Below are 23,699 nucleotides of genomic sequence, written 5' to 3'. Positions count from 1 at the left end.
TTTTAAAGATAAAAAATGCTCTAAATTTAGAGCATTTTTTTTATCTCTTTTATTTCAATAATGGCGGAACAGCTTCATAGTTTAGCTCTACACGGCGGTTTTCTTTCCATGCTGCTTCATTGTGACCAGCATTGATCGGCATTTCTTTGCCATAGCTTACCGCTTCCAATTGACCTGCATTGACACCATTGGTTACAAGGTAGCTCTGCACAGCTTTAGCACGGCGTTCGCCCAAAGCCATGTTGTATTCACGAGTACCACGTTCATCTGTGTGACCCGTTAAAGCCAAGCGTGAATTGGCATTTGCCATGAGAAATTGAGCATGCGCTTGTAAGGTTTGATAGTCTTCATTCGACAAGTCACTACTGTCATAGTCAAAATGAACGACACGTTTCGCTAAAAATGCTTTATTTGCAGCAGTAACACCTTTTGAAGATGCGCCATTTAAGTTTTGTGCATTCAATGCTGCATCTTCACTGAGACCATCGGTGCTTACGGTTGTTGAGCCATTTGGGGTGTTTCCTGCTTCAATATTTGCCGCAGGTTTACGATTTGCACAACCCGTCATTACAAGGCTTGTTGCTAATAGTGGCAATGCCAAGTATTTCAATTTATTCATACTCATCTCCATGACGATTTTTAAAAAGTTCACTAAAAGTAGGAAATATGATGACTTTCAGTGCGTTGATTTAGAAAAAGGTTGATTTAGAAAAAAATAATGCGTTGTTAGGTTTAGTCATTATTTAGGTGCCCAAGCTGGTTCACGAACTTCACCTTGTTCACTTGGTAAATTCATACGGAAGCGACCATCTGTTGACATGATTGCTAATAGACCACGATTACCTTCACGTGTGGCATACACCACCATTTGACTGTTGGGTGAGAAACTTGGCGACTCATCTAGACTTGTAGGGGTTAAAATATTGGTTACCCCAGTCGAAATTTCTTGAATCGCAACTTTATAGTTACTACCAGATGGGCGATGCACTAAAGCGACATATTGACCATCAGCACTTAAGCTACCACGCGCATTGAATGCACCATGGAAGGTTAATCGTTTGGTTGAACCATCAGCAAAGTTATAACGATAAATTTGTGCAGAGCCACCACGATCAGATGTGAAAATGAAAGATTTACCATCGGGTGCATAACGTGCTTCAGTATCAATGGCACTATCGACAGTCATACGCTTAACTTGGCGAGTGGCGAGATCCATTTGATATACTTCAGGGTTGTCATGCATGGATGCTGTGAACAGCATAGATTTTCCATCAGGGGAGAAGCTCGGGGCACCATTTAAGCCTTTAAAACCAGCTAATTTTTCACGTGTCCCCGTGGCTAAATCTTGTATATAAATGGCAGGGCGTTTGGTTTCAAATGAAACATAAGCAATTTTTTTAGCGTCTGGTGTCCATGCAGGGGACAAAATCGGATCACGAGAACTCAGCACTGTTTTTGGCTGTTCACCATCTGTGTCTGCTATTTGTAAGGTATAACGCTGTTCAGGTGTTGCAGGATTACGAAGTACATACGCAATACGTCCGCTAAAATCACCTTTAATTCCAGTTAGTGCTTGATAAATTGCATCACTGATCATGTGTGCTGCAGAACGAATACGTGATGCTGGTACAGTAAGTAATTCATTGAGTAAAAAAGCTTGTTTTTCTACATCATACAATTGGTAGCGTACAGAGAATGTACCATCATCATTTTGTTTTGAATCACCTAAAACCACATAAGGTACACCTGCCGCTTTCCATGCTTCAGCATTGACATTGTCTAGGCTTGCTGTTGCAGGTAGATTTTTTGAGGCACTGGTAAAACGTCCTGAGCGGTTTAAGTCTTGTTCAACGACAGGATAAATCGCTTGGTCCTTACTAAAAGGAATAATTGCAATTTTAGGTGCACGTTCAGGTGCTTTGGCAATTTTAAAATAAAGCTGAGCATTGGCAGTGCTGATGAGTGCAGGTCCGATAGCTGCAATCATTGCCAATCCTAAAAAATGTTTATGCATCATTTTCATGGGTTGTTGTGTACTCAAATATTGGTTTTTTTAACAGTGTAAGCTTTGTAGCATGAAGACATGATTTTAATCTATATAAAGCATGTAATTATGAAGTGAAAATGAATGAAGAATATTCTTTATATGAATGTTCAGTCATTTATACCCCAAATTATGTAGAAAATTATAAAAACTCCCTACCTGAGCAGAGAGTTTTTATATTCATTTCACACGTAATAATGTTTTAAATGATCGTGCTTGTTTTCGTGCTTCAGGATCATCAGGCATTGGGTAGGGCGCAGCCGCACGAACTGCTTTTTCAGCAGATGCTTTGACCGCAGGATCGGAAGCATTGACTGATACATTCGTAACATTACCATTATTGTCTAAAATAACGGATACACTTGCTGTTTCACCAGGTTTATCTGGTGGATTCCAACTACTTTCTACTTTACGTTTAAATGCTGCAACTGCATTACCAGCCACTTTTTTCGTATCAGCTTTGTTTTTTGCAGCTTCTTGTGCAGCCCTTTCAGCAGAAGATTCTCGTTCAGCAGCTTCTTTCGCAGCTTTATCTTTGGCATTTTGTGCATCACGTTCAGCTTTTGCTTGGGCGTCTTTAGCGGCTTTGTCTTTAGCAGCTTGTGCATCACGAGTAGCTTTTGCTTGGGCGTCTTTAGCGGCTTTGTCTTTAGCAGTTTGTGCATCACGAGTTGCTTTCGCTTGAGCATCTTTAGCGGCTTTGTCTTTAGCCGCTTGTGCATCACGAGTTGCTTTCGCTTGAGCATCTTTAGCGGCTTTATCTTTAGCAGCTTGTGCATCACGAGTTGCTTTCGCTTGAGCATCTTTAGCGGCTTTGTCTTTAGCAGCTTGTGCATCACGAGCAGCTTTTGCTTGAGCATCTTTAGTTACTTGATTCGCTTTTTCTTTCGCAGCTTTTTCAGTTGCCACTTTCATCTCAGCTTCAGCTTTTGATTTTTCAGCAGCATTTTTTGCTTGCTTTAATTTATCAGCAGCGTCTAAACGAGCCTTTTCAGCCGCAGCGGCTTTTTGACGTGCAGCTTCAGCAGCTTCATTTTTTGCTTTGGTTGCAGCAAGAGCAGCCAATTGTGCTGCTACCGCAGCTTGAGCATCATTCGTAGCTTTTTGTAGATCGGCTTGAGCCTGATCAGGTTGAGTAGTTGGAATATCAGGTGCATCAGGTGTAGGTTCAGCAGTTTGCTGAATCGTTTCGGCAACATGATTATCTGCAGTCTCTGTTGAATCTGATTTGATGAGGGGTTTAGGCTCAGGTGGTGGTAAGTCTTCAGGCTTAATTAAGATGGTTTTAATTTGTTTAGGTGGTTCAGGTGGTTTACTCAATCCGAGAAAAAGTAAGCCAACAATCGCCACTACATGGACACCAACGGTGAAACCTAGTGCAATCGCTTTTTGTTTGGATTGTGGCTGTTCAATTTTTTTCATAACTTACTTTACGGACTCTGTCAGTAATCCAACTTGATTTAAACCGGCATCTTGGAGTGTTGCCATGAGTTGAATGACTTCACCATATGGACGAGACTGACTACCGTTAATCAGAACGCTGTACTGTTTTTTATCGGCTTCGGCTTGTTGTTGATTTTCAGTTAAAACAGTCTGTAATTCTTCCAAACTGATCACTTCATTTTGATGAGTTTTATCTTCAAGTTTAATTTTACCATCAGCTTCTAAAGTGACAATTGCCGGTCTTTCTTCTGACTGAATTGGGTTGTTATTAGCTTGTGGTAAATCAACTTTAACGCCAGTAGTAATCATAGGCGCAGTAACCATAAAAATCACCAAAAGTACCAACATCACGTCAATATATGGTACGACATTCATATCACTTTTTAATGGTTTTTTGACGCGTTTAAAGCGTCCAGAACGCTGAATCGACATTAGTCATTGTCCTGTGTTGAACCCACAGATTGACGTTGTAAAAGCGCCACCATTTCTTCAGAAAATAATGCACGGTCTGTGTAAATTTCTTCACCTTTCGCCGTGTAATGGTTAAATGCCAGTACAGCCGGAATTGCAGCGAATAAACCAATGGCTGTTGCAATGAGTGCTTCGGCAATACCAGGTGCAACGGTCGCAAGCGTTACTTGTTCAACTTGAGCCAAACCAATAAAGGCATTCATGATGCCCCAAACTGTACCAAATAGACCAATATAAGGTGCAACAGAACCTATACTTGCCAATGCACTCACGCCATTTTCAATGCGACTTTGATCACGGCTTAAACCTACGCCTAAAATACGCTCAGTTCCTTCAATCATCGGAAGTCTATCGGTGTGGCGTTTTTTGAGTTTGAAAAATTCACTCAATCCTTGATAAAAAATATCTTCTAAACCGTCGCGTTTAGAGTTGAGCTGTGCATTGTTATAGAGTGTATTGAGTTCTGCGCCAGACCAAAATATTTTTTGAAAATGCTCGTCACCTTGACGAGCTTTTTTATAGCGCATATGCAACGTAGCAATCAAATACCAACTAAATAATGATGCTAAGACTAAAACGAGCATCACCAATTGAACCACAGGACTCGCCTGTAAAATTAAATCAGAGATGTGTAGCGAGTTTTCCAATTGTGTTGCCATAGTTGCATGTGCCATTCATATTTTTATTGGTGAGCCAATTCGCGTTGAATCAGATCACGGATTTCATTGGGAATCCGCTGTGGTTTCATGGCAGCACTAATACATGCCAATTCGACCTCACCGGAAGCAAGCATGATTTCACCACGATATATATTTTGTTGCAATACAAAAGACGTGGCTTTACACGAAACTACACTTGCTGTAACAGTAATGAGGTCATCCATTAAAATTGGGCGTGAATATTTGAGACCAATTTTATGAACAACGAAGTTATAGTCTTTTTGATGCCAATAGTGACTGATGCCAGAAGCACGTAGCCATTCAGTGCGCGCGCGTTCCATGAAACGGATATGATTTGCATGGTAAACGATCCCGCCGGCATCCGTATCTTCAATATATACTCGGATTTGAAATTCAAATTTATTCGCCATGACCATTTTCCATTTTTAACATCAATTTACAGGGTTTTAAGCTCGATATTCAACTTTACAATTGTTGAATGATTTTACGCCAATTACAGTGTTTTGCAGGGGATGTGTAACGTTGCGCAGTTTAGCATTTTGATTTTTTCGTCCAATGGCACAAGATGTCAATTCACTTTAGATAAAATAAATTTCTTTATACAAATGATCTGTACAATCGTAAATGGGGAAATGAGGTCTTAACATGATGATTGAAAAGTTAATGGTTGTAATGCAATGAGGATACGTTATTTTTATCTTTTGATGATAATTGCTCTATGTTATGGCATATGGACGTTGGCTTTCAAAAATGATCAGGGTGTAACTGATACTGAAAATTATCAGGTGATCAATTCAGATGTGTCGACCTTTAAATCTTATAAAATGACGAAGTTATCTACATTTGAAGGAGAGTTTCGCGTACTTTCACGAGAAGATTATCATACAGGTCGTGAAGCAGAAATTAGCCCCACGGATTTGGCACTCGGCTGGGGTGCAATGGCAGATCCGCAAGTCTATAAACAACTGAGCATTCGGCAAAGTAATCGTTGGTATTATTGGCATTATGAAAATGAACCGCCAATTCCACGCCGTGAAATTGAAACACATAGTGCCAATATGCACATTATTCCTGCAAATAAAGCAGTTGCACAAAAATTATCTAAAGTGGATGACAATGATCTAATTAATTTGAAAGGGCAGTTGGTTGAAGTCAGTGCTAATGATGGTTGGGTTTGGCGCAGTTCATTATCACGAGAAGATACCGGCAATGGCGCATGCGAATTATTTTTAGTTGAATCAATTCAAATTTTATAGAAAATCAAGTCAATACAAAAAAGCCCCGACATCTGTCAGGGCTTTTTTATTTATTGATGTACTCACCTTTAAATTTAGATTTGAGTGAGGTCAAACCAAATCATTTGACTGTTTTCTTTTGCAATTACAGTTGAAGTCTCATCAAAAAATAATGCATCACCCGCTTTCACAGTTTGACCTGCAATTTCAACTTCACCTTCAATTACATGGACGTAGTTGAATTGTTGAGTTGCTTTCACATCTAAACTTTTACCTTGTTCCAAATATGCTGCTTTAATTTCAGTATTTTGGCGAATGTGCATCGGTGCATTGTCATTTGGTCCAACAATTAAATGCCATTCGTTTGGTAATTTTTTAGGATCACGTTCAATTTGTTGATAAGTTGGTTCAGCATCACGCAAATTTGGAATTACCCAAATTTGCAACAAATGTACGTCTTCATCACCTTTGTTGATTTCGCTGTGTTTGATACCTGTACCTGCACTCATCAATTGCCACTCGCCAGCACGGATTTCACCTTCATTGCCCATGCTGTCTTTATGGGTGATTGCGCCTTTTAATACACAGGTCAAAATTTCCATGTTGTCATGTGGATGCGTACCAAAACCATTTTGTGCTGCAATATGGTCATCATTGAGTACACGAAGTGAGCCAATTCCCATAAATTCTGGGTTGTACCAACTACCGAAAGAAAAGCTATGATGAGTGTTTAACCAACCTGCTTCTACATGACCACGATCTTCGCTACGGTGTAAATAAGTTGTCATTTGAAATCTCCAAATCTTTATATTTTTAACTTGGGTTAAGAATAGTATTTTTGCAGGTGAGATGAAATATATAAAACAAGATAGATCATTCTATTTTTGCAACAATATTAAGATGTGGTCAGTGGACAGAAATTTTTCCTAAAGGTAGTCCATGTATAGCTTTTACCTTTTTGATAATCATTCATAAATTTCTGATAATTTGAAGATTGCTGTAACCAAGCATTACCCCAAGTAACATCTTGTGGTGCAGCTTTATCCTGATAAACAAAATAGTCATCTAAGCAATTTGTGGGTTGTAAACCCTCTTCATGTCCATAAGATTCTAAGTCATCATTAGTGAATTTTTTAATTTTTTTAGTTCGCTTTAGTTCCAAGTATTCTTTTGGGCTGAGATATTGTTTTTCTTCTGATTTATGTAGTTTTCCATTTTGATAAAGATAAGTAACCTCAATGTCATAGGGCTTAATTACATTATAATCCCCAGGTGTTTTGGTTTGATAAATCATTGCTAATTTTGAATGATCTTTTTGATTTTCGTTGTTTATATAGTCACTGCCAAAAGACATACCATCTTCTGGACTAGGCGCAATAAACTGAGTTTGATGTACAAGTTTTCCTTTAGTATCAACTTCAATCAGTTCATAGCTAGAACGTGTGTCGTAGGGCTCAAAGAGTGGCGTAAAAGCATAATTATGTTGTCGTTCTTCAGGGGTATAATAATATCGTGTTTGAAAAAATAATATAAAATTTTTGCCGATTGGCATCATACTAAAAAGCTCATGTTGAGCCACATGATGATTGAGTTGAGGTTCAATGATAATTTCTTGTTTATTGTTTTGATAAGACTGACTTAAGTGAAAGCGATTAGAATCAGGCCCATTGAGAAATAATAAAGTCGGTTGCTTCATCTGACCCAAGGTAAAATACCGAACTTCAGTTTCACCATTGATCACAAAACGTCGCATCAGATTGATATCTTGTTTTTCTTCGTCTTTTTCAGGTTGATATGTTGGGTCTTGTATTCTTTCTTCGTCTGAGCGTTGATAGATTTCAACCGCTTCAAGTACGGTATATTCTTCTTCAGAATTTTCGTCAGATCCATCAGCTTGTGCTGTGAATGGAAAAAAAGCACAGAATAAAACGCTTAAATAATACTGTTTGTTTGACATATGACATCCTTTTTTATTGTTCTTATAATACTTGCAATAAAAAGGTGTTCAACTTTTCAGTCAAACACCTCTGTGCTTAATAATACAAAGATAATTATTCTAAGAATTTAACTGTAACACCAGATTTCACTTTTTTACCTAAATCATTGGCATCCCAGTTGGTCAAACGAATACAACCGTGTGACGCTGTTTTAGAGATTGCTGATGGGTTTGGCGTACCGTGAATACCAAATGATTTTTTACTCAAACCAATCCAAATATTCCCCACAGGAGCATTCGGACCTGGTGGTAAAGATAGAGGTTTTAAGTTTTTACCTTGTACAAAGTTACTTGGCGAATAGCTGTACCAAGGGTTTGATGCAACACCTGTAACTTTATAAGTACCTGTTGGAGATGGTGTATCTGAGCTACCAATGGTTGCAGGGAATGAACCGACCATTTGGTTTTGTGCATTGAACAAGTACAACTGTTTTGCACCTTTGTGCGCCACAATCAGGTGAATGTTTTCAGGCAACTCATTGCGAATATTGGTCACAATGATTCTTTCACCTGCTTTTTTGAATGTTGCCTTTGGATTAAGTTTTTTCAAAAACTCTTCATCCATATGGAATTTTTCACCCAACATTTCAGTGACGCGAGTGTAATACAAGCCTTTCATTTTTGCTTGTAATGCATAATCGCGCGGAATAGACGCAGCATAAGGACCTTTTAGGTCGGCATCCGTAATGGTGTATTCAACATAGGCAGGTTTATTGCCTTGTTTAGCAACTAAAGTATCCCAAGTTTCTTTGTTGAGTTCACCTGTCGCTTTTAAACCATTCATTTGTTGGAATGATGCAATGGCTTTTAGGGTATTCATACCACTAGAACCATCAATTGCACCTGGTGATGCATGGGCATTATTTAGCATCACATGCGCACGAGCATAGACAGGGAATTGTCCCTTCCCAATGTTTTCATACCATTCGGCGTTGTTCAGACTATCCAATGACCATGACACTTTAGAAGGTGCTTGACCTACAGGTGTTGTTGATGTCGTTGGTGCAGAAGCGATATCAGCCGTTTTCACTTCAGTGCTTTCAAGCTTTTGAAGTGTATCAGCGGCTTGATTTAAATCTTGCTGTTCCTGTGGGCTAATTTCTACCGCAGAAGCCGCAGTTGAGTTTGTATCAACAGCTAATGGGTCAATTGGATCTTGAGCTACAGTCACTGTTTTTTGAGGAGTGAGTGGGCGATCAGTCGTTGTTGCTGCTGCAAATGCAGTACCTGTCAAAATGCAGCTTAAACTCAAGGCAAGTATTGAGCGTACGAACATGTAATTCAACCTTAAGAATTATTCATATTGATTTTTAAAAACGCCCAAGTATTGCAGAAAATACACATCTATGCAGTATCAGTTTTGTGTAAAACCCGATTTTTACTGCAATATTGGCTACATAATCAAGCGAAGAACAGGTTAACTTACAAGCCTTTTTTGTTATGATGGTGCAAATTTGAAATTTGGATAGGGAAAGTAATGACGACCTTAAAAAACGATCGTTTTCTGCGTGCCTTGTTGCGTGAGCCTGTAGATACAACGCCAGTATGGATGATGCGCCAAGCAGGGCGTTATTTACCAGAATACAGAGCAACACGTGCAACCGCAGGTGATTTTCTTTCTCTGTGTAAAAATGCAGATTTTGCCTGTGAAGTAACATTACAACCGTTACGCCGCTATGATTTAGACGCTGCTATTTTATTTTCAGATATTTTGACTGTACCTGATGCATTAGGCTTAGGTTTATATTTTGAAACAGGCGAAGGTCCAAAATTCCATAAAACGATTCGTTCAGAACAAGATGTCGCAAACCTACCGTCATTTAATGCCAAATCTGATTTGGGTTATGTGATGAATGCTGTTTCAACCATTCGTTCAGCATTGGGTGGTCAAGTCCCCCTCATTGGTTTCTCAGGTAGTCCTTGGACACTTGCAACCTATATGATTGAAGGTGGTTCAAGCAAAGATTTCCGTTTTACCAAACAAATGATGTATGCACAACCTGAAGTGTTGCATGCCTTGCTAGATCGCTTAGCTGATGCAGTAATTGATTATCTAAATACTCAAATTGAAGCAGGTGCACAAGCGGTACAGATTTTTGACAGTTGGGGTGGAGCATTAGCACATCGTGAATATTTAGAATTTTCTCTTAAATATATGCAAAAAATTGTTGCAGGTTTAACTCGTGAAAATGAAGGACGGAAAGTACCTGTTATTCTCTTTACTAAAGGTGGCGGTCAGTGGTTAGAGCCAATGGTTGCGACAGGCGCTGATGCTTTTGGTCTTGATTGGACGACAGATTTAAAGGTTGCTCGTCAAACGATCAGTGGTCGTGCTGCATTGCAAGGTAATTTAGATCCTGCAACATTGTATGGTTCATTTACCAACATCGAAAAAGCTACCAAAGCGATGCTTGATGATGCATATGCCAATGGTGAAAAAACAGGTTATATTGCAAATCTTGGACATGGCATTACCCAATGGGTTGATCCTGCACATCCAAAAGTATTTATTGATACCGTACATGAATATAGTCAGAAATATTTGGGTTGATGCATTTAGATGTTATTGATCAAATCACTCTTTGATTTTTCTTTTAAGGCAGCATTTGCTGCCTTATTTGGTATTTTACTACTCATTGCCTTTGCGCTGACCGCCCCGATGGGCAGTCATGAGTATTACGGTTTTTTCCGATACGACTATCTGCTTTTTTATGCACTAATCATTCAAGCATGTTTATTGTATTTGAAACTTGAGTCATGGGCAGAAGCCAAAGTTATTGCGCTTTTTCACCTGATGGCAATGGTGATGGAAGTCTTTTTGACCCATCCTCAAATCGCATCTTGGCAATATCCACAACCCGCAGTGTTTAAAATTTTAACTGTTCCTTTGTTTGCGGGTTTTATGTACTCCGCTGTCGGGAGTTTTTTTGCTCGTTCACTACATTTATACCGTGTGTCGTTTGAAAATTTACCAAATTTTGCGAATATGCTCAGTTTAGCGGTCTTATCGTATATCAATTTTATGAGTAAATTTTTTATTCCTGATTACCGTAATCTACTGTTTATATGGAGTATGATAATTTTTTGGAAAACAAAAATTCACTTTGAGGTTCAGCAATACAAGCTAAAATTGCCAATGCTCCCTATTTTAGTCATATTGGCATTTATTATTTGGGTTGCTGAAAATATCAGTACTTTTTATAAAATTTGGCTCTATCCAAGTCAGGTTGATGCGTGGCATATGGTCGGTTGGGGTAAGCTTGGATCGTGGTATTTATTATTATTACTGAGTATGGTTTTAGTCCTTAAAATATTGGGACATCGTGATATAACTGGGTATTGGGTATTAAAATAATTCACTCCTTTTAAGTAAATAAGTGAATTAAGTACAATTGTATGAAAATGTGATTTCTTCTTGATCAATTTTGTGATAAATCTTGGTGTAGTACAGCGTAAGTTGTACAAAAAGGAATATAACAATTGAATCAAAATGAAATGATAAAAACATTCTGGAGAATTTTATGTTGAAAAAAATCGCAGTAGCGGCAGTATTAGTCATGGGTTCATCTGTTGCGATGGCTGATCCTGATGTAGGTTGTGGCGTAGGTTCAACCATTTGGGAAGGTCAGTCAGGTAAAATTGCTAAAATTTTAGCAGGAACAACCAATGGCATTTTTACAAACCAATTTTTAGGTATTACTTTTGGTACTTTAGGTTGTGGTGGTAATGGTAAAGTGACTGCGCAAGTTGTAACATTTACCAATGAAAATGCTGAAGTTCTTGCACGTGATATGGCGGTTGGTCAAGGCGAAAGCTTAAATGTACTTGCAGAGTTGATGAACATTCAATCTACAGATAAAGCACGTTTCTTTGAAGTAACGAAAGCAAACTTCTCTCAAATTTATGCAGCAGATCATAATTCAGCACAAGTTTTGGCATCGCTACAACAAGTGATGGCAAATGATGCTGTATTAAAAGCATACGTTTAATGATTTAAACGAACCCTGTCTTTTGGCAGGGTTTTTTGTACCTAAAATTTGTGATCTGAATGAAAAAAATTAAATTATATGTAGGCATAATTGGCACGATTTTGAGTTGTCATGGATTTGCATCGAGTGTTGATGTTACGGATTATTTAAATCTTGCTGAACAAAAAAAACTCGCACAGCATGTGACATGGAAACGATTACTTTATGCCGAAGATTCATCACAAAGTGAAGTGAGTTATGCTGGATATTTTTTAGCAGAACAGGGTAGAGATCATATAGATCAAGAGCTACAGGCAGATATTCGAGCTTTATTTCAAACTGCAGATCCAAATCAGGCATTTCGTTGTAAATTTCCTGCGCGTAGCGAATGGCTCATACAACAACTGAATCTTTCAGAGCAACAACTACCTAAAGTCGATTGTCCAGAGTTTGATGCATGGTATGTACAAATCAAACCTCACAAGACAACGCTTATTTATGCCACCGATTTTATGGGTAACCCAAGCTCGATGTTTGGGCACACTTTATTACGCCTTGATCCTGAAAATCAGAAACAGCTCAATTTGGTTTCTTATGCCGTGAATTATGCGGCAACTGTTAATAATGAAGATAATTGGTCATATGCTTTCAAAGGTTTAGTGGGCAAATATCCAGGTGAATATGCCTTAATGCCGTATTACCGAAAAGTTAAAGAATATGGTGACTTTGAAAGTCGTGATTTATGGGAGTATGAACTCAATTTAAGTCCTGATGAAACAGCATTTTTAGTTAAGCATATGTGGGAAATGCAGAAAGTCAGTTTCCCGTATTATTTTGTTGATGATAACTGTGCTTATCGCTTATTGGGTTTAATTGACTTAGTGCGTCCAACATCAAATTTACGTCAGCAATTTAGCTATGCCGCTATTCCTGTTGAAACCATTAAAGCTATTGATCAAGCTGGTTATATTCGTGAAACGGTTTATCGTCCTGCTTTGGAAACTCAACTCAATGCACAAGCCACGCAGCACGGTCATGCCTTAGCAAAACAGGCACATGCCTTGGCGATGCTTGAGCCTAAAGAAATGCCAACGTATTTAAAACACTATGACCCTGTCGATCAAGCCAAAATACTTGAAATGGCATATGACGATTTATATCTACAATTTGTTGCACGTAAAGTTGCAGCGGATTTTACACAACCTCGCTTTAGACAATTACTAGGTTTGCGCAGTCAATTGGTGGTTGAAAAACAGCGTAGAGAGCCACTTGAACCTAAATTTAATCCGACACAAGGGCATGATTCACGAAATTTTTCTGTCGATGTTGGTGAAGTTCAAGGAAAGAAATTTATACAAATTGGACATCGTCAGGCATATCACACTTTAGAAGACTCTCAGAATGGTTTCCGTACAGGCACGCAGCTTTTATTCTTAGAGGGTGCGGTGCAATGGCGTGATGATGATCTGAAAATTGAGCATCTTGACCTATTGACGGTTAATTCTTATAACCCGATTACACCATTTAAAACACCGATCAGTTGGGGCTTTAATTTGGGTTGGCAGCAAGAAGCAATTGATCGTGGATATTTTAGCGAAGATCAGCAACATGGCGTTTTCTCGCTGAAAGCTCAGTCAGGTTATACGCTTGCGAATGATGCACGTACACAACTCTGCTATGGAGGTTTACAAACGCAGTTGCAGGCAGGAAAGTCACTTGATGATGGATGGCGTATAGGACTAGGTCCAACTGTGGGTTGTCAAAATATTTGGACAGATCAGATCAATAGTGTGGTACAGCTCGAACTTCCTTATTGGCAAGATTCAAGTCAATGGAATTTACGTTTAAATGGTTCAGTGCAGTACGCTTTGAATCAACAAAATGCATTGAAAGTGGGTTTAGAGTACCAACAACAGAATCATCTTGATTGGACAAAATGGAGTATTGGGTTTAATCATTATTTTTAATTCATGACTTTTAACTTATTGCGGTCTCTTTAGCAGATTTTAAATACATTTTTGTAGGCAATATTGCAACAATAAGACCAAATAGAGATGCAATGATATTAAAATGAGTCGAAATGATATAGTAGAATCTAGCTTATATATTAAAATTTTAATAAGACGTTATTGCAATGAGAAGCTTGATATTTTTTTGAGTTTCTTATGTATGCAAAACATAGAAAAAGAATGATGAAGTAAGAGGAATTTACATATGGGCATTTTAAAAAAAATGATTAAATCGACAGTTTATCATGAGCCTGTACCTATTCGCCGTGATGTCCGATTCAATTTACCTGCAGATCGTATTGCAGATTGGCATACACCTGCAGGTCCAATTTTTACGGCATTATTAAATACTTTTTCAATTGTATTGCCAATTGGTGAGCGCTTTTTTATTGATGCTGTTCGAGCACATCGTGATCTTATCCAAGACCCAGAATTACAAAAAGCCATGACGGCTTTTATTGGTCAAGAAGCGATGCATGGGCGTGAACATGAAGATTATAATGATGCATTATTTGCACAGTCTCCAATTGCGCCTAAGTTTGAAGCATTTGTTTTAGATATTTTTGGTTTAATTAAAAAACATACGCCACCATATTTGTGGTTAAGTGCGACTATTGCGCTAGAACACTTTACGGCATTACTCGCAGATTCTGTTTTAACAACGCCTGAACTTTTTGATGGTGCAGAAGATCACTATGCAAATATTTGGCGTTGGCATGCTTTTGAGGAAACTGAACATAAAGCGGTTGCTTTTGATGTATGGAATACTGTAATGGGGCATGGACTTTATGCATATACGGTTCGTAGTGTTGGGCAAATTGGGGCGACAATTGTATTTTGGTCTTTGATTATTCCTGTATTTTTAAATATTGTAAAAGGTGAAGGTAAATTAACGAATCGTAAAGCATGGAAAGCTGCTTATAAATATAGCTTTGGAGAAGTTGGAGCATTGCGAAAACAGTTAGGTAATTATTTTGACTATTTCCGTCCGAGCTTCCATCCATGGGATCATGACAACCGTCAATCGATGTTGGCTATGCAAGATTTAATTTATCAGTTAGTAGATGAAACGCAGGCTGCAAAACAACTTAAATCTTAAGTTAACTGATCAGTGATTTATAAACTCAAGTTTTGCTCTTTTTTAAATGGTGAAACTTGAGTTTTTTATATTTATAACAGTTTTAGTCAATTTTAAGCTTCCACAACCACAAAGTATTTTTTAACAGCTTCAACAACTTCAAAAGTACCTTTAAATGATGGAGGAATGATGCCTGCTTCACCAGCTTTGACTTCAATAAATGACTGATTTTGTGCATCGTGAATCCTTACAATACCTTCAATAATCTGAAAAAACTCCTGCTTATTATCTACAAAAACAATATTCCAAGCACCGACTTCACATTGCCAAATACCACAGTTCATATTGATATGTTCATACATACTTTGCGTTAATCGTTTTGGATTACCATCGACCAAACGATCAGCACGTGGATAATCTACTGTAGTTTCACTCTGTGTTAAGCCTTGTCCTGCCAAGAAAATTGGAGACATTGTAAAATCCTTATTCATTATGTATTTGTTCCATATAAAACAAAGCCTCAATAAAATTGAGGCTTCATTAGCATCATGCAAAAATTAATGTGCTTCAGGAACAGCCATTAAAAACTCACGACGTGCTTCTTTATCGGTTTTGAAGTCACCGACAAAAGACACAGTACGTGTGGTGGATTCTTGCTTGCTCACACCACGCATCATCATACACATATGTGCAGAATCAATGACCACAGCAACCCCACGTGCTTGAGTGACTTCTGCCACAGCATCGGCAATTTGTTTGGTCAGTTGCTCTTGAATTTGTAGGCGACGTGCAAACATTTCTGTAATACGTGCAAATTTAGACAAGCCTAAAACGTTGCCCGAAGGTAAGTAGGCAATATGCACACGACCATGGAATGGCAATAAATGATGTTCACACAATGAATAAAATTCGATGTTTTTGACCAACACCATTTCTTCATTGTCAGAAGGGAAGACCGCATTGTTGGTCACTTCTTCTAATGTTTTACTGTAGCCAGACGTCAAGTACGAAAAAGCTTTAGCCGCACGCATAGGCGTATCTTTAAGACCAGGACGATCGAGGTCTTCACCAACGGCAGTTAAAATGTTTGCGTAGGATTGCTGCATAGACATAAAACGTGTTCACTTATACGGATTGAACAAGGACGGCATTGTAGCAGAAAAACTCAACAAATCTGACTACTACTTGATAAACCGCACTTTGGGAAAGTAAAAAAATAAAGCGTTAGATCATAATGATCATTTATTTAAGGTCATTAACCTTGAGTAAATTTAGGATTTTTTTCGGCACGTTTTAATAACACCAAAACTGCGCCTGTACCACCTTGATTTTCAGGGGCACTAACAAATGCAAGAACATCACGGTGTTGGCGTAACCATCCATTGACATAGGTTTTAAGTACAGCTTCAGGTCCTTTACCATGGACAATTTTAATCACAGTTTGATTTTCATCTTTGGCAATTTGGATGATTTGTAAAACTGCAACACGGGCTTCTTCGACGGTACAACCATGCAAGTCGACCGCTTCATACCAACGTAGATTTCCTGCTTTTAAATCTTCAAAAACTTTATGCTGTAGTGTGGCAATGCGATAGCTGAGCGTTGCTTGGCTTGCAACAGGATTGAGCATTGCTTGAGTATCAGAAAGTTCTGCCTCATTGCTTTCAAATGCACCTTCAGCAGCGGCACGTTTTGCTAATGTTTTTGCATCAGGTTTTTTACGGGCATTTGGACGTTCAATTTTAGCGATATTACTATTGTCGATTTTTTTTACGCCCAATAATGCTTTCTTAAATAAATCAGCATCATCTAATTCATTTTGTATCGATGTCTGAATATCTTGTGCTGTAGCCTTGATTTGAGCTTTACTTTCGGCTTTGACTATTTCAGTCGCTTGGGGATTGGAAATTTGTTTTTTGAATTGTTTTAATAAATCCAATTGAGATTTGGAAAAAGAAGAATCAGCATTACTCATAGTTTTTAAAACAGTCAATGAACAGAATTTGCTGACTATTATAGCCATAATCCTATTAAAATTGAACTGAAAAGCATTGATGGTTTTTTTGAATCTTTTATGTCTAACGAGATTAGTATTATTATAAAAAAGCCCAATCAATTGATCAGGCTTTTATTTAATTCTAAAAGAGTGATCAAACGCTTTCAGGCTTTCCAAACAACGCAGTAAAAGCATGATCTGGACGAGGTTGTTTCATAAAACTCTCACCGACCAAGAAAGCATGAATATCATTTGCTTGCATTCTTGCAACATCATCAACAGTAGCAATACCACTTTCAGTCACTAGCAAACGAGAAGGATCAAGTAACTTTTTCAAACGAACTGAGATATCTAAATCAACCTCGAAAGTTTTTAAATTACGGTTATTTACACCTAAAATACAGTGCTCAGAAAGACGCATTGCACGTTCAAGTTCTTCTTCGTCATGTACTTCAACCAAAACATCTAAATTTTGCTCAAAAGCAGTCTTCGACATTTCTTCTAACTGTTGATCTGACAAACTTGCCACAATTAGTAAAACACAGTCTGCATGCAAAGCACGTGCTTCAATTACACCATAGGGATCAATTAAAAAGTCTTTACGCAAAGCAGGTAGTGAACAATGATTGCGCGCGATCAAAATATTTTCATCTGCACCTTGGAAAAAATCAGCATCGGTCAGTACAGACAAGCATGCTGCGCCTGCATCTTCATACTGTGCTGCAATTTCCGCAGGATTAAAGTTTTCACGAATAATGCCTTTCGATGGAGATGCTTTCTTAATTTCAGCAATCACCCCAGGGCGTTTGCTATTTAAAGCCTGAGCAAACCCACGTACAGGACTTGCTGCTTTGGCAAGTTCTTCGACATCTTTCAAGCTACGTTGCTTCAGGCGAGCAGCAAATTCTTCGTATTTTCGATCAACGATTTTACCTAAAATAGTATTGGCTATATCAACCATGATGTATTCCTATTCTTTAAACTCTATTGCTTTAAAATTATGGGCTTAGGCTTCGTATTCTTTCAGCGTTTTAGTGAACTCAGCGAGTACACCCATTTTTTCGAGTGCTTGACCGCCCCAAATAATGTCGTGCGCCCACGCCACACCTTGCTTATAACTACTCGTTAAACCTGAAACATAAATGCCTGCACCTGCATTGAGTGCAATCATGCTGGCTGCTTTTTCACCTTTGACTGATTTCTTTTTACCTAATGCATCTTTAATGAGTGCAAGGCTTTCAGCTGCACTATCGACAGATAAACCAGTCAACGTTTGCGACTCAATATCAACATCCTCAGGTTGAATCGTCCATTCCGTGATTTCACCATTTTTTAACTCAGCAACATAAGTTGCAGAAGCTAAGCTAATTTCATCGAGCCCATCACGAGAATGTACCACCATGACATGCTCAGCGCCCAATTGCTTGAGTACTTCTGCTATCGGACGGCAAAGTTCTGCGGAAAATACACCAATGACAAAGCGACGTACACCAGCCGGATTCGTAAGCGGGCCGAGTAAGTTGAAAATGCTACGGAAACCCAACTCTTTACGAGGGGCAGCAGCATATTTCATTGCTTTATGATGATTTGGTGCAAAAAGAAAACCTACGCCCATTTCACGGATGCAACGTTCAGTTTGTTGCATGTTTAGATCAAGGTTGATGCCTGCTTGTTCTAACAAATCAGAAGAACCTGATTTAGATGAAACACCACGGTTACCGTGTTTGGCAATAGTTGCACCGGATGCTGCAATCACGAAACTTGCAGCAGTTGAAACATTAAATAGATTTTGACCATCACCGCCTGTGCCAACAATGTCAATCAAATGCGGGATATCACTGACATCAATTTTAATGGCAAATTCACGCATAACGCGAGCAGCAGCGGTAATTTCGTCAATGCTTTCACCTTTTAGACGAAGTCCCATCATGAGTGCGCCAATTTGGGCATTGGTGGCTTCACCGCTCATGATGGTACGCATGACGTCTTCCATTTGCGGTTGAGTCAGTTCAATATTTTTAGTGATGTTATTTAGAGCTTGTTGAATATTCATTATCTTAATCTTAACTTTTTGGGCACTTATGCGTAAATATCGAGGAAGTTTTTAAAGATTTGATGACCATGTGCACTTAGAATTGATTCAGGATGAAATTGCACGCCTTCGATTGGCAGTGTCTTATGTTTCACACCCATAATTTCTTCCATAGAGCCATCAGCCTCATTGGTCCAGCAAGTTACTTCCAAGCAGTCAGGCACAGTAGCTTGATCAATCACTAATGAATGATAGCGTGTTGCTGCAAATGGAGAGGGAAGATTGCTAAAAATCCCTGTGTCGCTATGGTACATATCAGATAAACGACCATGCATAACTTTTTTAGCACGAATAATATCGCCACCAAAAGCTTGCCCAATCGCTTGATGTCCTAAACACACACCGAGTAGTGGAATTTTCCCAGCAAAATACTGAATGGCAGGAATGGAAATACCTGCTTCACTTGGCGAACAAGGACCAGGACCAATCACTAAATACTTTGGTTGCCATCGTTCAATATCATCCAAAGTCACGGCATCGTTACGGACGACTTTTACTTCCTGATTTAACTCGCCAAAATATTGTACGATGTTATAGGTAAAAGAGTCATAATTGTCGATCATGAGAAGCATATTGAACGTATCCATTTGAAATACAATATTAATTTTAGAAACGCTTGTTTTGGTACTCAATTTGGTACTCAATATTTAAAAAGTACCCTTAATTGTTTGGCAAAAAGAAGCCGCTATCTAAGCGGCTACTGTATCAGATTCTGAAGTGTTTGTAACAACCGACTGAACATACGAGAGCAGCCAGTAGCTTTTTCTTCCATCCTTGAATGGTTTCTTATATCGACCTTCACGAATACGTGCATCCAAGGTTTCAGGTTCAATATTTAATAATTTTGCAAACTCAGCACGACCTATACGTCTCTCATTTTGCTGAGTAAAAGTTTTTTTTAAAATTTGCATTTCATTAAAAATAGATTGAAGTAGATCACGATCTTTTTCTTTAAGCATATTCATCACACTCTCCAATTCGCTTCTTTGAATTTCGCGTTAATAATCAATTCTTCAATTTCACCAACACTGACGTTCTGAAAAATATGATCCATTTTCACCCCGAACACTGTCAGTGTTCGGGTGATAGAGGAATAGTTGAATTTCATGAAGCCACCTGCGAACCCTGATTTACCAATTCAAAGCGACGCTTCTTCACAAGATCCATCAGCTTTGGCTGAATATCAGCATGACGAGAACGAATTTCAGGCAAGAGTTCATTTAACTCATGCTCATTTTGAGTATTTTGAATCTTTACCATTAATGAAGGTAGTTCTGTAGCTACTTTTTCTTTTTGATCATTCAGTTCGATCAACCGCTTATTCATAGCCTGAATAACAGGTTTGCGCTGTTCCTCAGTCTAAGATTTTGTATAGCGAATATGTGCATTAACCCCGATTGGTGTTTGAGCATTATTTACTGCGTCAAGGATTGCGTCTAAATGCTTTTGATGTTCAGGGTCAGGCTCGCCTTGCTCAACAGTTTCATTTATCAAGTTGTCTTCAGAAGTGGTCACATTCTCTTGAGCTATGATTGTGAGGGCTTGGGTAGGTTCAGCCAATTCTTCAACCTTATTCTCCCAAGGCGTATCTTCACTTTCTACACCTGAAGGCTCAACGTCAGCAATGGTCAAAGAGGTATCAGCAGTCTTTTTCCGTGATTGGCGTTTTTTGGTTTCAATAGGTTGATCACTGTCTTTTTCTACCGCATAACCTTTTTGAAGATAGATCGTATTTTCAAAACCTAAAACCTTTTGGATCGCCTCGAGCTGTTTGCTTGCATTCTCACGATCTCGCTGTGCAAATCCTGCTTTAACATTTTCTACGAGCTGAGTATTGCTACTATAGAACTGAGTTAAAGTAACTCGGTTGAAGTTTTCTACAATACAAACCTCTTGGCCATCTACCAATTCATCAAGAGAAAAGGGCTTCAGGAATGTAATGCCTGCTAATTCAATAGAATCAATTTTGATAGAGAACTCATAACCCGGCGTTGCAAAAATCGTAGCAGGGAATTGATCCAAGTCATTAAAATCAGCCAATTGATCTACAGCACGACACATGATCTTTTTGCCGGCCATTAATGCTGAAAAAGCTTCGTTACCATTTAGAATATTCATGCTTACTCTCCCAATTAATGATGTCTTTGATTATTTTGTTGTGATTGATTTTGTGGTGGTGGAGTTGGCGACCACCCCATTTGATCAGCACGTGCCTGACAAGCTTTTTGAATAGCATCATTGAATTTTGTTGGACCAAATGTATCTATAGCCTTATCCAAAGTTGATGGATTTTTTGCATTTGCTATTGATTTCAATGCATCTTGATAACGCTGATCTAAAGTTTTTTGCTGTTGTCCTGATTGTTGATGGTTCTGATTTTGCTGAGCCTGTTTTTCTTCTTCAGGTAGGTCTTCACCTGCATAGATGTAAAGACCTAAACCATGAGCAGCTATTCCTTTCACCAAGCAACGCATCATTGCACTATTAACATCAAAAGCATTGGGGTTTTGGATTGCTTTGTTCATGTTGTTCATCACTGGTAAAAACATATAAATGCTTTTACCAAACATGATTACGTCACATTGAACCATCATTGTTCCATCACTAAAGATCATTGGATCTCGGAAATTCCATGATGCTTGTGGATCAGCTTTCATTGCTTCAGCTACTGCAAAGGCCCAAGATAAATAAGTAAATTTACCTTTCTTTTCAGTATGGCCATTCACATTTATCTTAGATAAAGCTACAAAATTATTAACCTGCTCAACATTTGGAACAGTGGTGTTTTTTGAATTTTCCATGATCCGCCCCTTAATTATATTTAGCATTGTTATAAGCAATGCGTTGTTCTTTGCTGTAATGATTATCACGTTGAAAACATGGCTTGCTGAACATGATTGCATCAGCTTGGCGTCTCTTAAATTCAGGAATACCTGGTAATGATTCCAAACTTTTACGCAAGTTTTCATTCAAAGTTTTAAGTTCCAACAACCAAACAACATAGCTAATTTTTAGCTTTGTTAACGCTGTACCCTTATATTTGCCAAAGGGCATAACTTCCACTTTTGGAATAGATGTAGTCATTTAAACGCCCTCCAACATGCGGTTTTGAAGCATGTGAGCCACTAACATTGCATTGATAGTCAAATGATCATTGAAGTCGGTGAAGTCAGAAATCTCATTGCCTGAGTTGTCATAAGCCTGATCTACAGCAAGGTCTAGGATTTCAGCATTCATGAAATCACTACCTGGTACACCGTAGTCATCTTCAATAGTGTTGTATTTGAAATTCACATCGAGTGTGAAGCCATCTAAGCGAACGACAGCAGTACCGGTATTTTCTTGAAGCGCCATAGCCGCTACAGCATTTTGAGCAGGAGCGTGTACAGGAACTGATAACTTGTACTCGGTTAATTGAGGGTTATAAGCAAGTGCGAGTGCACCTGTAGTGAATAAACCGCTGATTGCTACGGCTTTAATAAACCCGAAGCGCTGTACACGATGTGTAACGGCAGGGTTGATTGATGTTGGTTTTAGATTCATAATTGCCTCGTTAGTTCAATTAGCCCCGCCGCCTGCAAGTGTTGGGGCTTTTTGTTGTTTACGAGATAAATATTAGCATACTAATATAATGAGTCAATAAGAATACTAATATTTTTTATTAGAAAATTAATTTTTACTTATAATGGGCAAAAGAAAACCCGCAATATGCGGGCTTAAAACTAAAAAGAATTAACACTGAATATTGTCTTTTTTCTTGTAGTAATCTAAAGCAATATCCATATCAGCTAACAGCTTTTCCCTAGTATAAGTATTACCTTCAGATTGAAGCATTGCAGGTACATAGTTGGTTTTATACTCTAAAGGGAAGTCAATGCAAGCGATCTGCTTCTTATCCGTAATAGGAGTAGTAGGAGAGTCCAATTTATCAAAGAATGCAGTAATGGCTGCATCAGTCTTTTCGAACTGCGCACTGAGCTTGGATTCAGTCTCGGGTGATACTTCAGGTTTCTTTTGACAGCCAACGATGGTTAGGGAAAGTAGTAGGGCTGTGAGTATTTTTGTTTTCATGATTAAAGACCTTTTTTAATATAAGAAATCCTACTGAGGTTAGTAATATGCATTTATTTTTAACTAGCTATTCTCAGTATTTTTTTGGATGCTTGTTCTGCAGTTTCAACTTTTAGCAGCTCAACATCATGCTCTAAAAGAAAGCTAGAGAAAATAGTCACTCGCTCATGCAAAACTTCTATATTTTGTGAGCTCATTGTATTTAAATCAATTTTTGTTGGCATTTGTAAAATTATATTTTTCATTTTGATATCAATATTTTTTGATAACATTTGCATCTTAAAAATTGAGGTTTGAGCCTTTTGTTTATGTAAATTTCTAAAATCTAAGAAGTTAGCAACAAAGCTATTAAAAGAAAAATCGTAGTCATATGTAATATTTCTAGCAATAGAAATACTACGGTTAAAGTTTGTAGTTAATAATGGATTACTTTGGGTTACAAGAGCCTTTACATCATGGAACCATTTATTAGAGTCAATTAGCGGTATTTTAGGAGTTATTTCATTATTATTACCTCCTTTTACACTCAGACTTGAAGAGGCTTTGTTGCACAAACCTATCTGTAAAGGCTTTTTCAGCGATATAATTTTCAAATGAAGAAGCCTACACACAAAAT

The 23,699-nt window shown here is 38.3% G+C and carries 29 protein-coding genes; 6 read left to right on the top strand and 23 right to left on the bottom strand.

From position 1 onward, the window contains the following. Window positions 1–49 precede the first annotated feature (49 nt). The 6 genes from pal to ybgC all read right to left on the bottom strand — a co-directional run bounded on the left by pal (window position 50) and on the right by ybgC (window position 5,048). On the bottom strand, window positions 50–619 hold the full coding sequence (pal, locus tag ACK2M2_RS13830; RefSeq protein WP_409512904.1) for a peptidoglycan-associated lipoprotein Pal: 570 nt from the start codon (window positions 617–619) through the stop codon (window positions 50–52). 120 nt (window positions 620–739) lie between these two features. Further along, a complete protein-coding gene (gene tolB, locus ACK2M2_RS13825; RefSeq protein ID WP_419349391.1) occupies window positions 740–2,023 on the bottom strand; it encodes a Tol-Pal system beta propeller repeat protein TolB in 1,284 nt (427 codons plus the stop codon). A 201-nt stretch (window positions 2,024–2,224) separates the two neighbouring features. Then, entirely contained in the window at window positions 2,225–3,466 is a 1,242-nt protein-coding gene (gene tolA / locus ACK2M2_RS13820; RefSeq protein ID WP_419349389.1) for a cell envelope integrity protein TolA, read from the bottom strand. 3 nt (window positions 3,467–3,469) lie between these two features. Then, complete coding sequence (gene tolR, locus ACK2M2_RS13815) at window positions 3,470–3,919, bottom strand: protein TolR (RefSeq protein ID WP_409510933.1); 450 nt, start codon at window positions 3,917–3,919, stop codon at window positions 3,470–3,472. Next, window positions 3,919–4,617: a protein TolQ gene (gene tolQ, locus ACK2M2_RS13810; RefSeq protein WP_409511076.1), complete on the bottom strand. Its 699-nt coding sequence runs from the start codon at window positions 4,615–4,617 to the stop codon at window positions 3,919–3,921. The genes tolR and tolQ overlap by 1 nt, the downstream gene beginning before the upstream one ends. Before the next feature lie 23 nt (window positions 4,618–4,640). Then, on the bottom strand, window positions 4,641–5,048 hold the full coding sequence (gene ybgC / locus ACK2M2_RS13805; protein ID WP_409510934.1) for a tol-pal system-associated acyl-CoA thioesterase: 408 nt from the start codon (window positions 5,046–5,048) through the stop codon (window positions 4,641–4,643). 267 nt (window positions 5,049–5,315) lie between these two features. Here ybgC and ACK2M2_RS13800 point away from each other — a divergent pair, with 267 nt between their 5' ends. Then, complete coding sequence (locus ACK2M2_RS13800; RefSeq protein ID WP_419349386.1) at window positions 5,316–5,894, top strand: hypothetical protein; 579 nt, start codon at window positions 5,316–5,318, stop codon at window positions 5,892–5,894. Window positions 5,895–5,968: 74 nt separating this feature from the next. Here the strand turns inward: ACK2M2_RS13800 and ACK2M2_RS13795 are convergent, their stop codons facing one another. From ACK2M2_RS13795 to ACK2M2_RS13785, 3 genes are all read right to left on the bottom strand, one after another. Then, window positions 5,969–6,661 (bottom strand): pirin family protein, encoded by a 693-nt coding sequence (locus ACK2M2_RS13795; protein WP_419349384.1) that lies wholly within the window; start codon window positions 6,659–6,661, stop codon window positions 5,969–5,971. Window positions 6,662–6,768: 107 nt separating this feature from the next. Further along, a complete protein-coding gene (locus ACK2M2_RS13790) occupies window positions 6,769–7,830 on the bottom strand; it encodes a hypothetical protein (RefSeq protein WP_419349382.1) in 1,062 nt (353 codons plus the stop codon). 94 nt (window positions 7,831–7,924) lie between these two features. Then, window positions 7,925–9,145: a L,D-transpeptidase family protein gene (locus tag ACK2M2_RS13785; protein WP_419349381.1), complete on the bottom strand. Its 1,221-nt coding sequence runs from the start codon at window positions 9,143–9,145 to the stop codon at window positions 7,925–7,927. Between the two features lie 201 nt (window positions 9,146–9,346). Between ACK2M2_RS13785 and hemE the strand changes: the two genes are divergently transcribed. The 5 genes from hemE (at window position 9,347) to ACK2M2_RS13760 (ending at window position 14,945) form a co-directional block, all read left to right on the top strand. Continuing rightward, window positions 9,347–10,420 (top strand): uroporphyrinogen decarboxylase, encoded by a 1,074-nt coding sequence (gene hemE / locus ACK2M2_RS13780; protein WP_419349379.1) that lies wholly within the window; start codon window positions 9,347–9,349, stop codon window positions 10,418–10,420. A 9-nt stretch (window positions 10,421–10,429) separates the two neighbouring features. Continuing rightward, window positions 10,430–11,224, top strand: coding sequence for a DUF817 family protein (locus ACK2M2_RS13775; RefSeq protein ID WP_419349377.1), 795 nt, complete (start codon window positions 10,430–10,432; stop codon window positions 11,222–11,224). Window positions 11,225–11,390: 166 nt separating this feature from the next. After that, window positions 11,391–11,858: a DUF3015 family protein gene (locus ACK2M2_RS13770; protein WP_409510941.1), complete on the top strand. Its 468-nt coding sequence runs from the start codon at window positions 11,391–11,393 to the stop codon at window positions 11,856–11,858. 59 nt (window positions 11,859–11,917) lie between these two features. Further along, the gene (locus ACK2M2_RS13765) at window positions 11,918–13,804 is read left to right on the top strand and encodes a DUF4105 domain-containing protein (protein WP_419349375.1); all 1,887 of its coding nucleotides are present in this window, start codon (window positions 11,918–11,920) and stop codon (window positions 13,802–13,804) included. A 247-nt stretch (window positions 13,805–14,051) separates the two neighbouring features. Beyond that, window positions 14,052–14,945 (top strand): metal-dependent hydrolase, encoded by an 894-nt coding sequence (locus ACK2M2_RS13760; RefSeq protein ID WP_419349373.1) that lies wholly within the window; start codon window positions 14,052–14,054, stop codon window positions 14,943–14,945. Between the two features lie 92 nt (window positions 14,946–15,037). Here the strand turns inward: ACK2M2_RS13760 and ACK2M2_RS13755 are convergent, their stop codons facing one another. The 14 genes from ACK2M2_RS13755 to ACK2M2_RS13690 all read right to left on the bottom strand — a co-directional run. Beyond that, window positions 15,038–15,397 carry a cupin domain-containing protein gene (locus ACK2M2_RS13755; protein WP_409510944.1) on the bottom strand — a complete coding sequence of 120 codons (360 nt, stop codon included), beginning with the start codon at window positions 15,395–15,397 and terminating at the stop codon, window positions 15,038–15,040. 84 nt (window positions 15,398–15,481) lie between these two features. After that, a complete protein-coding gene (gene folE / locus ACK2M2_RS13750) occupies window positions 15,482–16,030 on the bottom strand; it encodes a GTP cyclohydrolase I FolE (RefSeq protein ID WP_409511077.1) in 549 nt (182 codons plus the stop codon). Between the two features lie 149 nt (window positions 16,031–16,179). Further along, on the bottom strand, window positions 16,180–16,899 hold the full coding sequence (locus ACK2M2_RS13745) for a Smr/MutS family protein (protein ID WP_409511078.1): 720 nt from the start codon (window positions 16,897–16,899) through the stop codon (window positions 16,180–16,182). Window positions 16,900–17,074: 175 nt separating this feature from the next. Continuing rightward, complete coding sequence (gene trpC / locus ACK2M2_RS13740) at window positions 17,075–17,881, bottom strand: indole-3-glycerol phosphate synthase TrpC (protein ID WP_419349371.1); 807 nt, start codon at window positions 17,879–17,881, stop codon at window positions 17,075–17,077. A gap of 45 nt (window positions 17,882–17,926) precedes the next feature. Continuing rightward, complete coding sequence (gene trpD / locus ACK2M2_RS13735) at window positions 17,927–18,973, bottom strand: anthranilate phosphoribosyltransferase (protein WP_419349369.1); 1,047 nt, start codon at window positions 18,971–18,973, stop codon at window positions 17,927–17,929. Between the two features lie 26 nt (window positions 18,974–18,999). Next, on the bottom strand, window positions 19,000–19,584 hold the full coding sequence (locus ACK2M2_RS13730) for an anthranilate synthase component II (protein WP_409511079.1): 585 nt from the start codon (window positions 19,582–19,584) through the stop codon (window positions 19,000–19,002). A 117-nt stretch (window positions 19,585–19,701) separates the two neighbouring features. Next, on the bottom strand, window positions 19,702–19,923 hold the full coding sequence (locus ACK2M2_RS13725; RefSeq protein WP_409511080.1) for a hypothetical protein: 222 nt from the start codon (window positions 19,921–19,923) through the stop codon (window positions 19,702–19,704). Window positions 19,924–20,116: 193 nt separating this feature from the next. Further along, window positions 20,117–20,338, bottom strand: a complete 222-nt coding sequence (locus ACK2M2_RS13720; RefSeq protein WP_419349367.1) for a hypothetical protein — start codon at window positions 20,336–20,338, stop codon at window positions 20,117–20,119. Between the two features lie 33 nt (window positions 20,339–20,371). Then, window positions 20,372–21,130 (bottom strand): hypothetical protein, encoded by a 759-nt coding sequence (locus ACK2M2_RS13715; protein ID WP_419349365.1) that lies wholly within the window; start codon window positions 21,128–21,130, stop codon window positions 20,372–20,374. A 14-nt stretch (window positions 21,131–21,144) separates the two neighbouring features. Beyond that, window positions 21,145–21,813, bottom strand: coding sequence for a DUF1071 domain-containing protein (locus ACK2M2_RS13710; protein ID WP_419349364.1), 669 nt, complete (start codon window positions 21,811–21,813; stop codon window positions 21,145–21,147). Between the two features lie 10 nt (window positions 21,814–21,823). Next, window positions 21,824–22,096, bottom strand: a complete 273-nt coding sequence (locus ACK2M2_RS13705; RefSeq protein WP_409512173.1) for a putative quorum-sensing-regulated virulence factor — start codon at window positions 22,094–22,096, stop codon at window positions 21,824–21,826. Next, window positions 22,097–22,555 (bottom strand): hypothetical protein, encoded by a 459-nt coding sequence (locus ACK2M2_RS13700; protein ID WP_419349362.1) that lies wholly within the window; start codon window positions 22,553–22,555, stop codon window positions 22,097–22,099. Between the two features lie 189 nt (window positions 22,556–22,744). Further along, complete coding sequence (locus tag ACK2M2_RS13695) at window positions 22,745–23,083, bottom strand: hypothetical protein (RefSeq protein ID WP_419349360.1); 339 nt, start codon at window positions 23,081–23,083, stop codon at window positions 22,745–22,747. Window positions 23,084–23,142: 59 nt separating this feature from the next. Then, a partial coding sequence (locus ACK2M2_RS13690) for a hypothetical protein (RefSeq protein ID WP_419349358.1) occupies window positions 23,143–23,699 on the bottom strand: 557 nt, incomplete at its 5' end.

It is taken from the genome of Acinetobacter sp. TY1, assembly GCF_048551395.1.
In the GTDB taxonomy this organism is placed as follows: Bacteria; Pseudomonadota; Gammaproteobacteria; order Pseudomonadales; family Moraxellaceae; genus Acinetobacter.
This window is presented reverse-complemented; position numbering and strand designations above follow the sequence as displayed.

What these genes read in the sequence shown, in the direction of transcription:
- ACK2M2_RS13765 (WP_419349375.1), top strand. Translation starts at nt 11,918, where the DNA reads ATGAAAAAAATTAAATTATATGTAGGCATAATTGGCACGATTTTGAGT.
- ACK2M2_RS13700 (WP_419349362.1), bottom strand. Translation starts at nt 22,555, where the DNA reads ATGAATCTAAAACCAACATCAATCAACCCTGCCGTTACACATCGTGTA.
- tolQ (WP_409511076.1), bottom strand. Translation starts at nt 4,617, where the DNA reads ATGGCAACACAATTGGAAAACTCGCTACACATCTCTGATTTAATTTTA.
- ACK2M2_RS13715 (WP_419349365.1), bottom strand. Translation starts at nt 21,130, where the DNA reads ATGAATATTCTAAATGGTAACGAAGCTTTTTCAGCATTAATGGCCGGC.
- folE (WP_409511077.1), bottom strand. Translation starts at nt 16,030, where the DNA reads ATGCAGCAATCCTACGCAAACATTTTAACTGCCGTTGGTGAAGACCTC.
- tolA (WP_419349389.1), bottom strand. Translation starts at nt 3,466, where the DNA reads ATGAAAAAAATTGAACAGCCACAATCCAAACAAAAAGCGATTGCACTA.
- ACK2M2_RS13775 (WP_419349377.1), top strand. Translation starts at nt 10,430, where the DNA reads ATGTTATTGATCAAATCACTCTTTGATTTTTCTTTTAAGGCAGCATTT.
- ACK2M2_RS13720 (WP_419349367.1), bottom strand. Translation starts at nt 20,338, where the DNA reads ATGAATAAGCGGTTGATCGAACTGAATGATCAAAAAGAAAAAGTAGCT.
- ACK2M2_RS13785 (WP_419349381.1), bottom strand. Translation starts at nt 9,145, where the DNA reads ATGTTCGTACGCTCAATACTTGCCTTGAGTTTAAGCTGCATTTTGACA.
- ACK2M2_RS13695 (WP_419349360.1), bottom strand. Translation starts at nt 23,083, where the DNA reads ATGAAAACAAAAATACTCACAGCCCTACTACTTTCCCTAACCATCGTT.
- ACK2M2_RS13770 (WP_409510941.1), top strand. Translation starts at nt 11,391, where the DNA reads ATGTTGAAAAAAATCGCAGTAGCGGCAGTATTAGTCATGGGTTCATCT.
- trpC (WP_419349371.1), bottom strand. Translation starts at nt 17,881, where the DNA reads ATGGTTGATATAGCCAATACTATTTTAGGTAAAATCGTTGATCGAAAA.
- ACK2M2_RS13800 (WP_419349386.1), top strand. Translation starts at nt 5,316, where the DNA reads ATGAGGATACGTTATTTTTATCTTTTGATGATAATTGCTCTATGTTAT.
- ACK2M2_RS13755 (WP_409510944.1), bottom strand. Translation starts at nt 15,397, where the DNA reads ATGTCTCCAATTTTCTTGGCAGGACAAGGCTTAACACAGAGTGAAACT.
- trpD (WP_419349369.1), bottom strand. Translation starts at nt 18,973, where the DNA reads ATGAATATTCAACAAGCTCTAAATAACATCACTAAAAATATTGAACTG.
- ACK2M2_RS13725 (WP_409511080.1), bottom strand. Translation starts at nt 19,923, where the DNA reads ATGCAAATTTTAAAAAAAACTTTTACTCAGCAAAATGAGAGACGTATA.
- ACK2M2_RS13760 (WP_419349373.1), top strand. Translation starts at nt 14,052, where the DNA reads ATGGGCATTTTAAAAAAAATGATTAAATCGACAGTTTATCATGAGCCT.
- tolB (WP_419349391.1), bottom strand. Translation starts at nt 2,023, where the DNA reads ATGAAAATGATGCATAAACATTTTTTAGGATTGGCAATGATTGCAGCT.
- ybgC (WP_409510934.1), bottom strand. Translation starts at nt 5,048, where the DNA reads ATGGCGAATAAATTTGAATTTCAAATCCGAGTATATATTGAAGATACG.
- ACK2M2_RS13790 (WP_419349382.1), bottom strand. Translation starts at nt 7,830, where the DNA reads ATGTCAAACAAACAGTATTATTTAAGCGTTTTATTCTGTGCTTTTTTT.
- tolR (WP_409510933.1), bottom strand. Translation starts at nt 3,919, where the DNA reads ATGTCGATTCAGCGTTCTGGACGCTTTAAACGCGTCAAAAAACCATTA.
- ACK2M2_RS13730 (WP_409511079.1), bottom strand. Translation starts at nt 19,584, where the DNA reads ATGCTTCTCATGATCGACAATTATGACTCTTTTACCTATAACATCGTA.
- ACK2M2_RS13710 (WP_419349364.1), bottom strand. Translation starts at nt 21,813, where the DNA reads ATGGAAAATTCAAAAAACACCACTGTTCCAAATGTTGAGCAGGTTAAT.
- hemE (WP_419349379.1), top strand. Translation starts at nt 9,347, where the DNA reads ATGACGACCTTAAAAAACGATCGTTTTCTGCGTGCCTTGTTGCGTGAG.
- pal (WP_409512904.1), bottom strand. Translation starts at nt 619, where the DNA reads ATGAATAAATTGAAATACTTGGCATTGCCACTATTAGCAACAAGCCTT.
- ACK2M2_RS13705 (WP_409512173.1), bottom strand. Translation starts at nt 22,096, where the DNA reads ATGACTACATCTATTCCAAAAGTGGAAGTTATGCCCTTTGGCAAATAT.
- ACK2M2_RS13795 (WP_419349384.1), bottom strand. Translation starts at nt 6,661, where the DNA reads ATGACAACTTATTTACACCGTAGCGAAGATCGTGGTCATGTAGAAGCA.
- ACK2M2_RS13745 (WP_409511078.1), bottom strand. Translation starts at nt 16,899, where the DNA reads ATGAGTAATGCTGATTCTTCTTTTTCCAAATCTCAATTGGATTTATTA.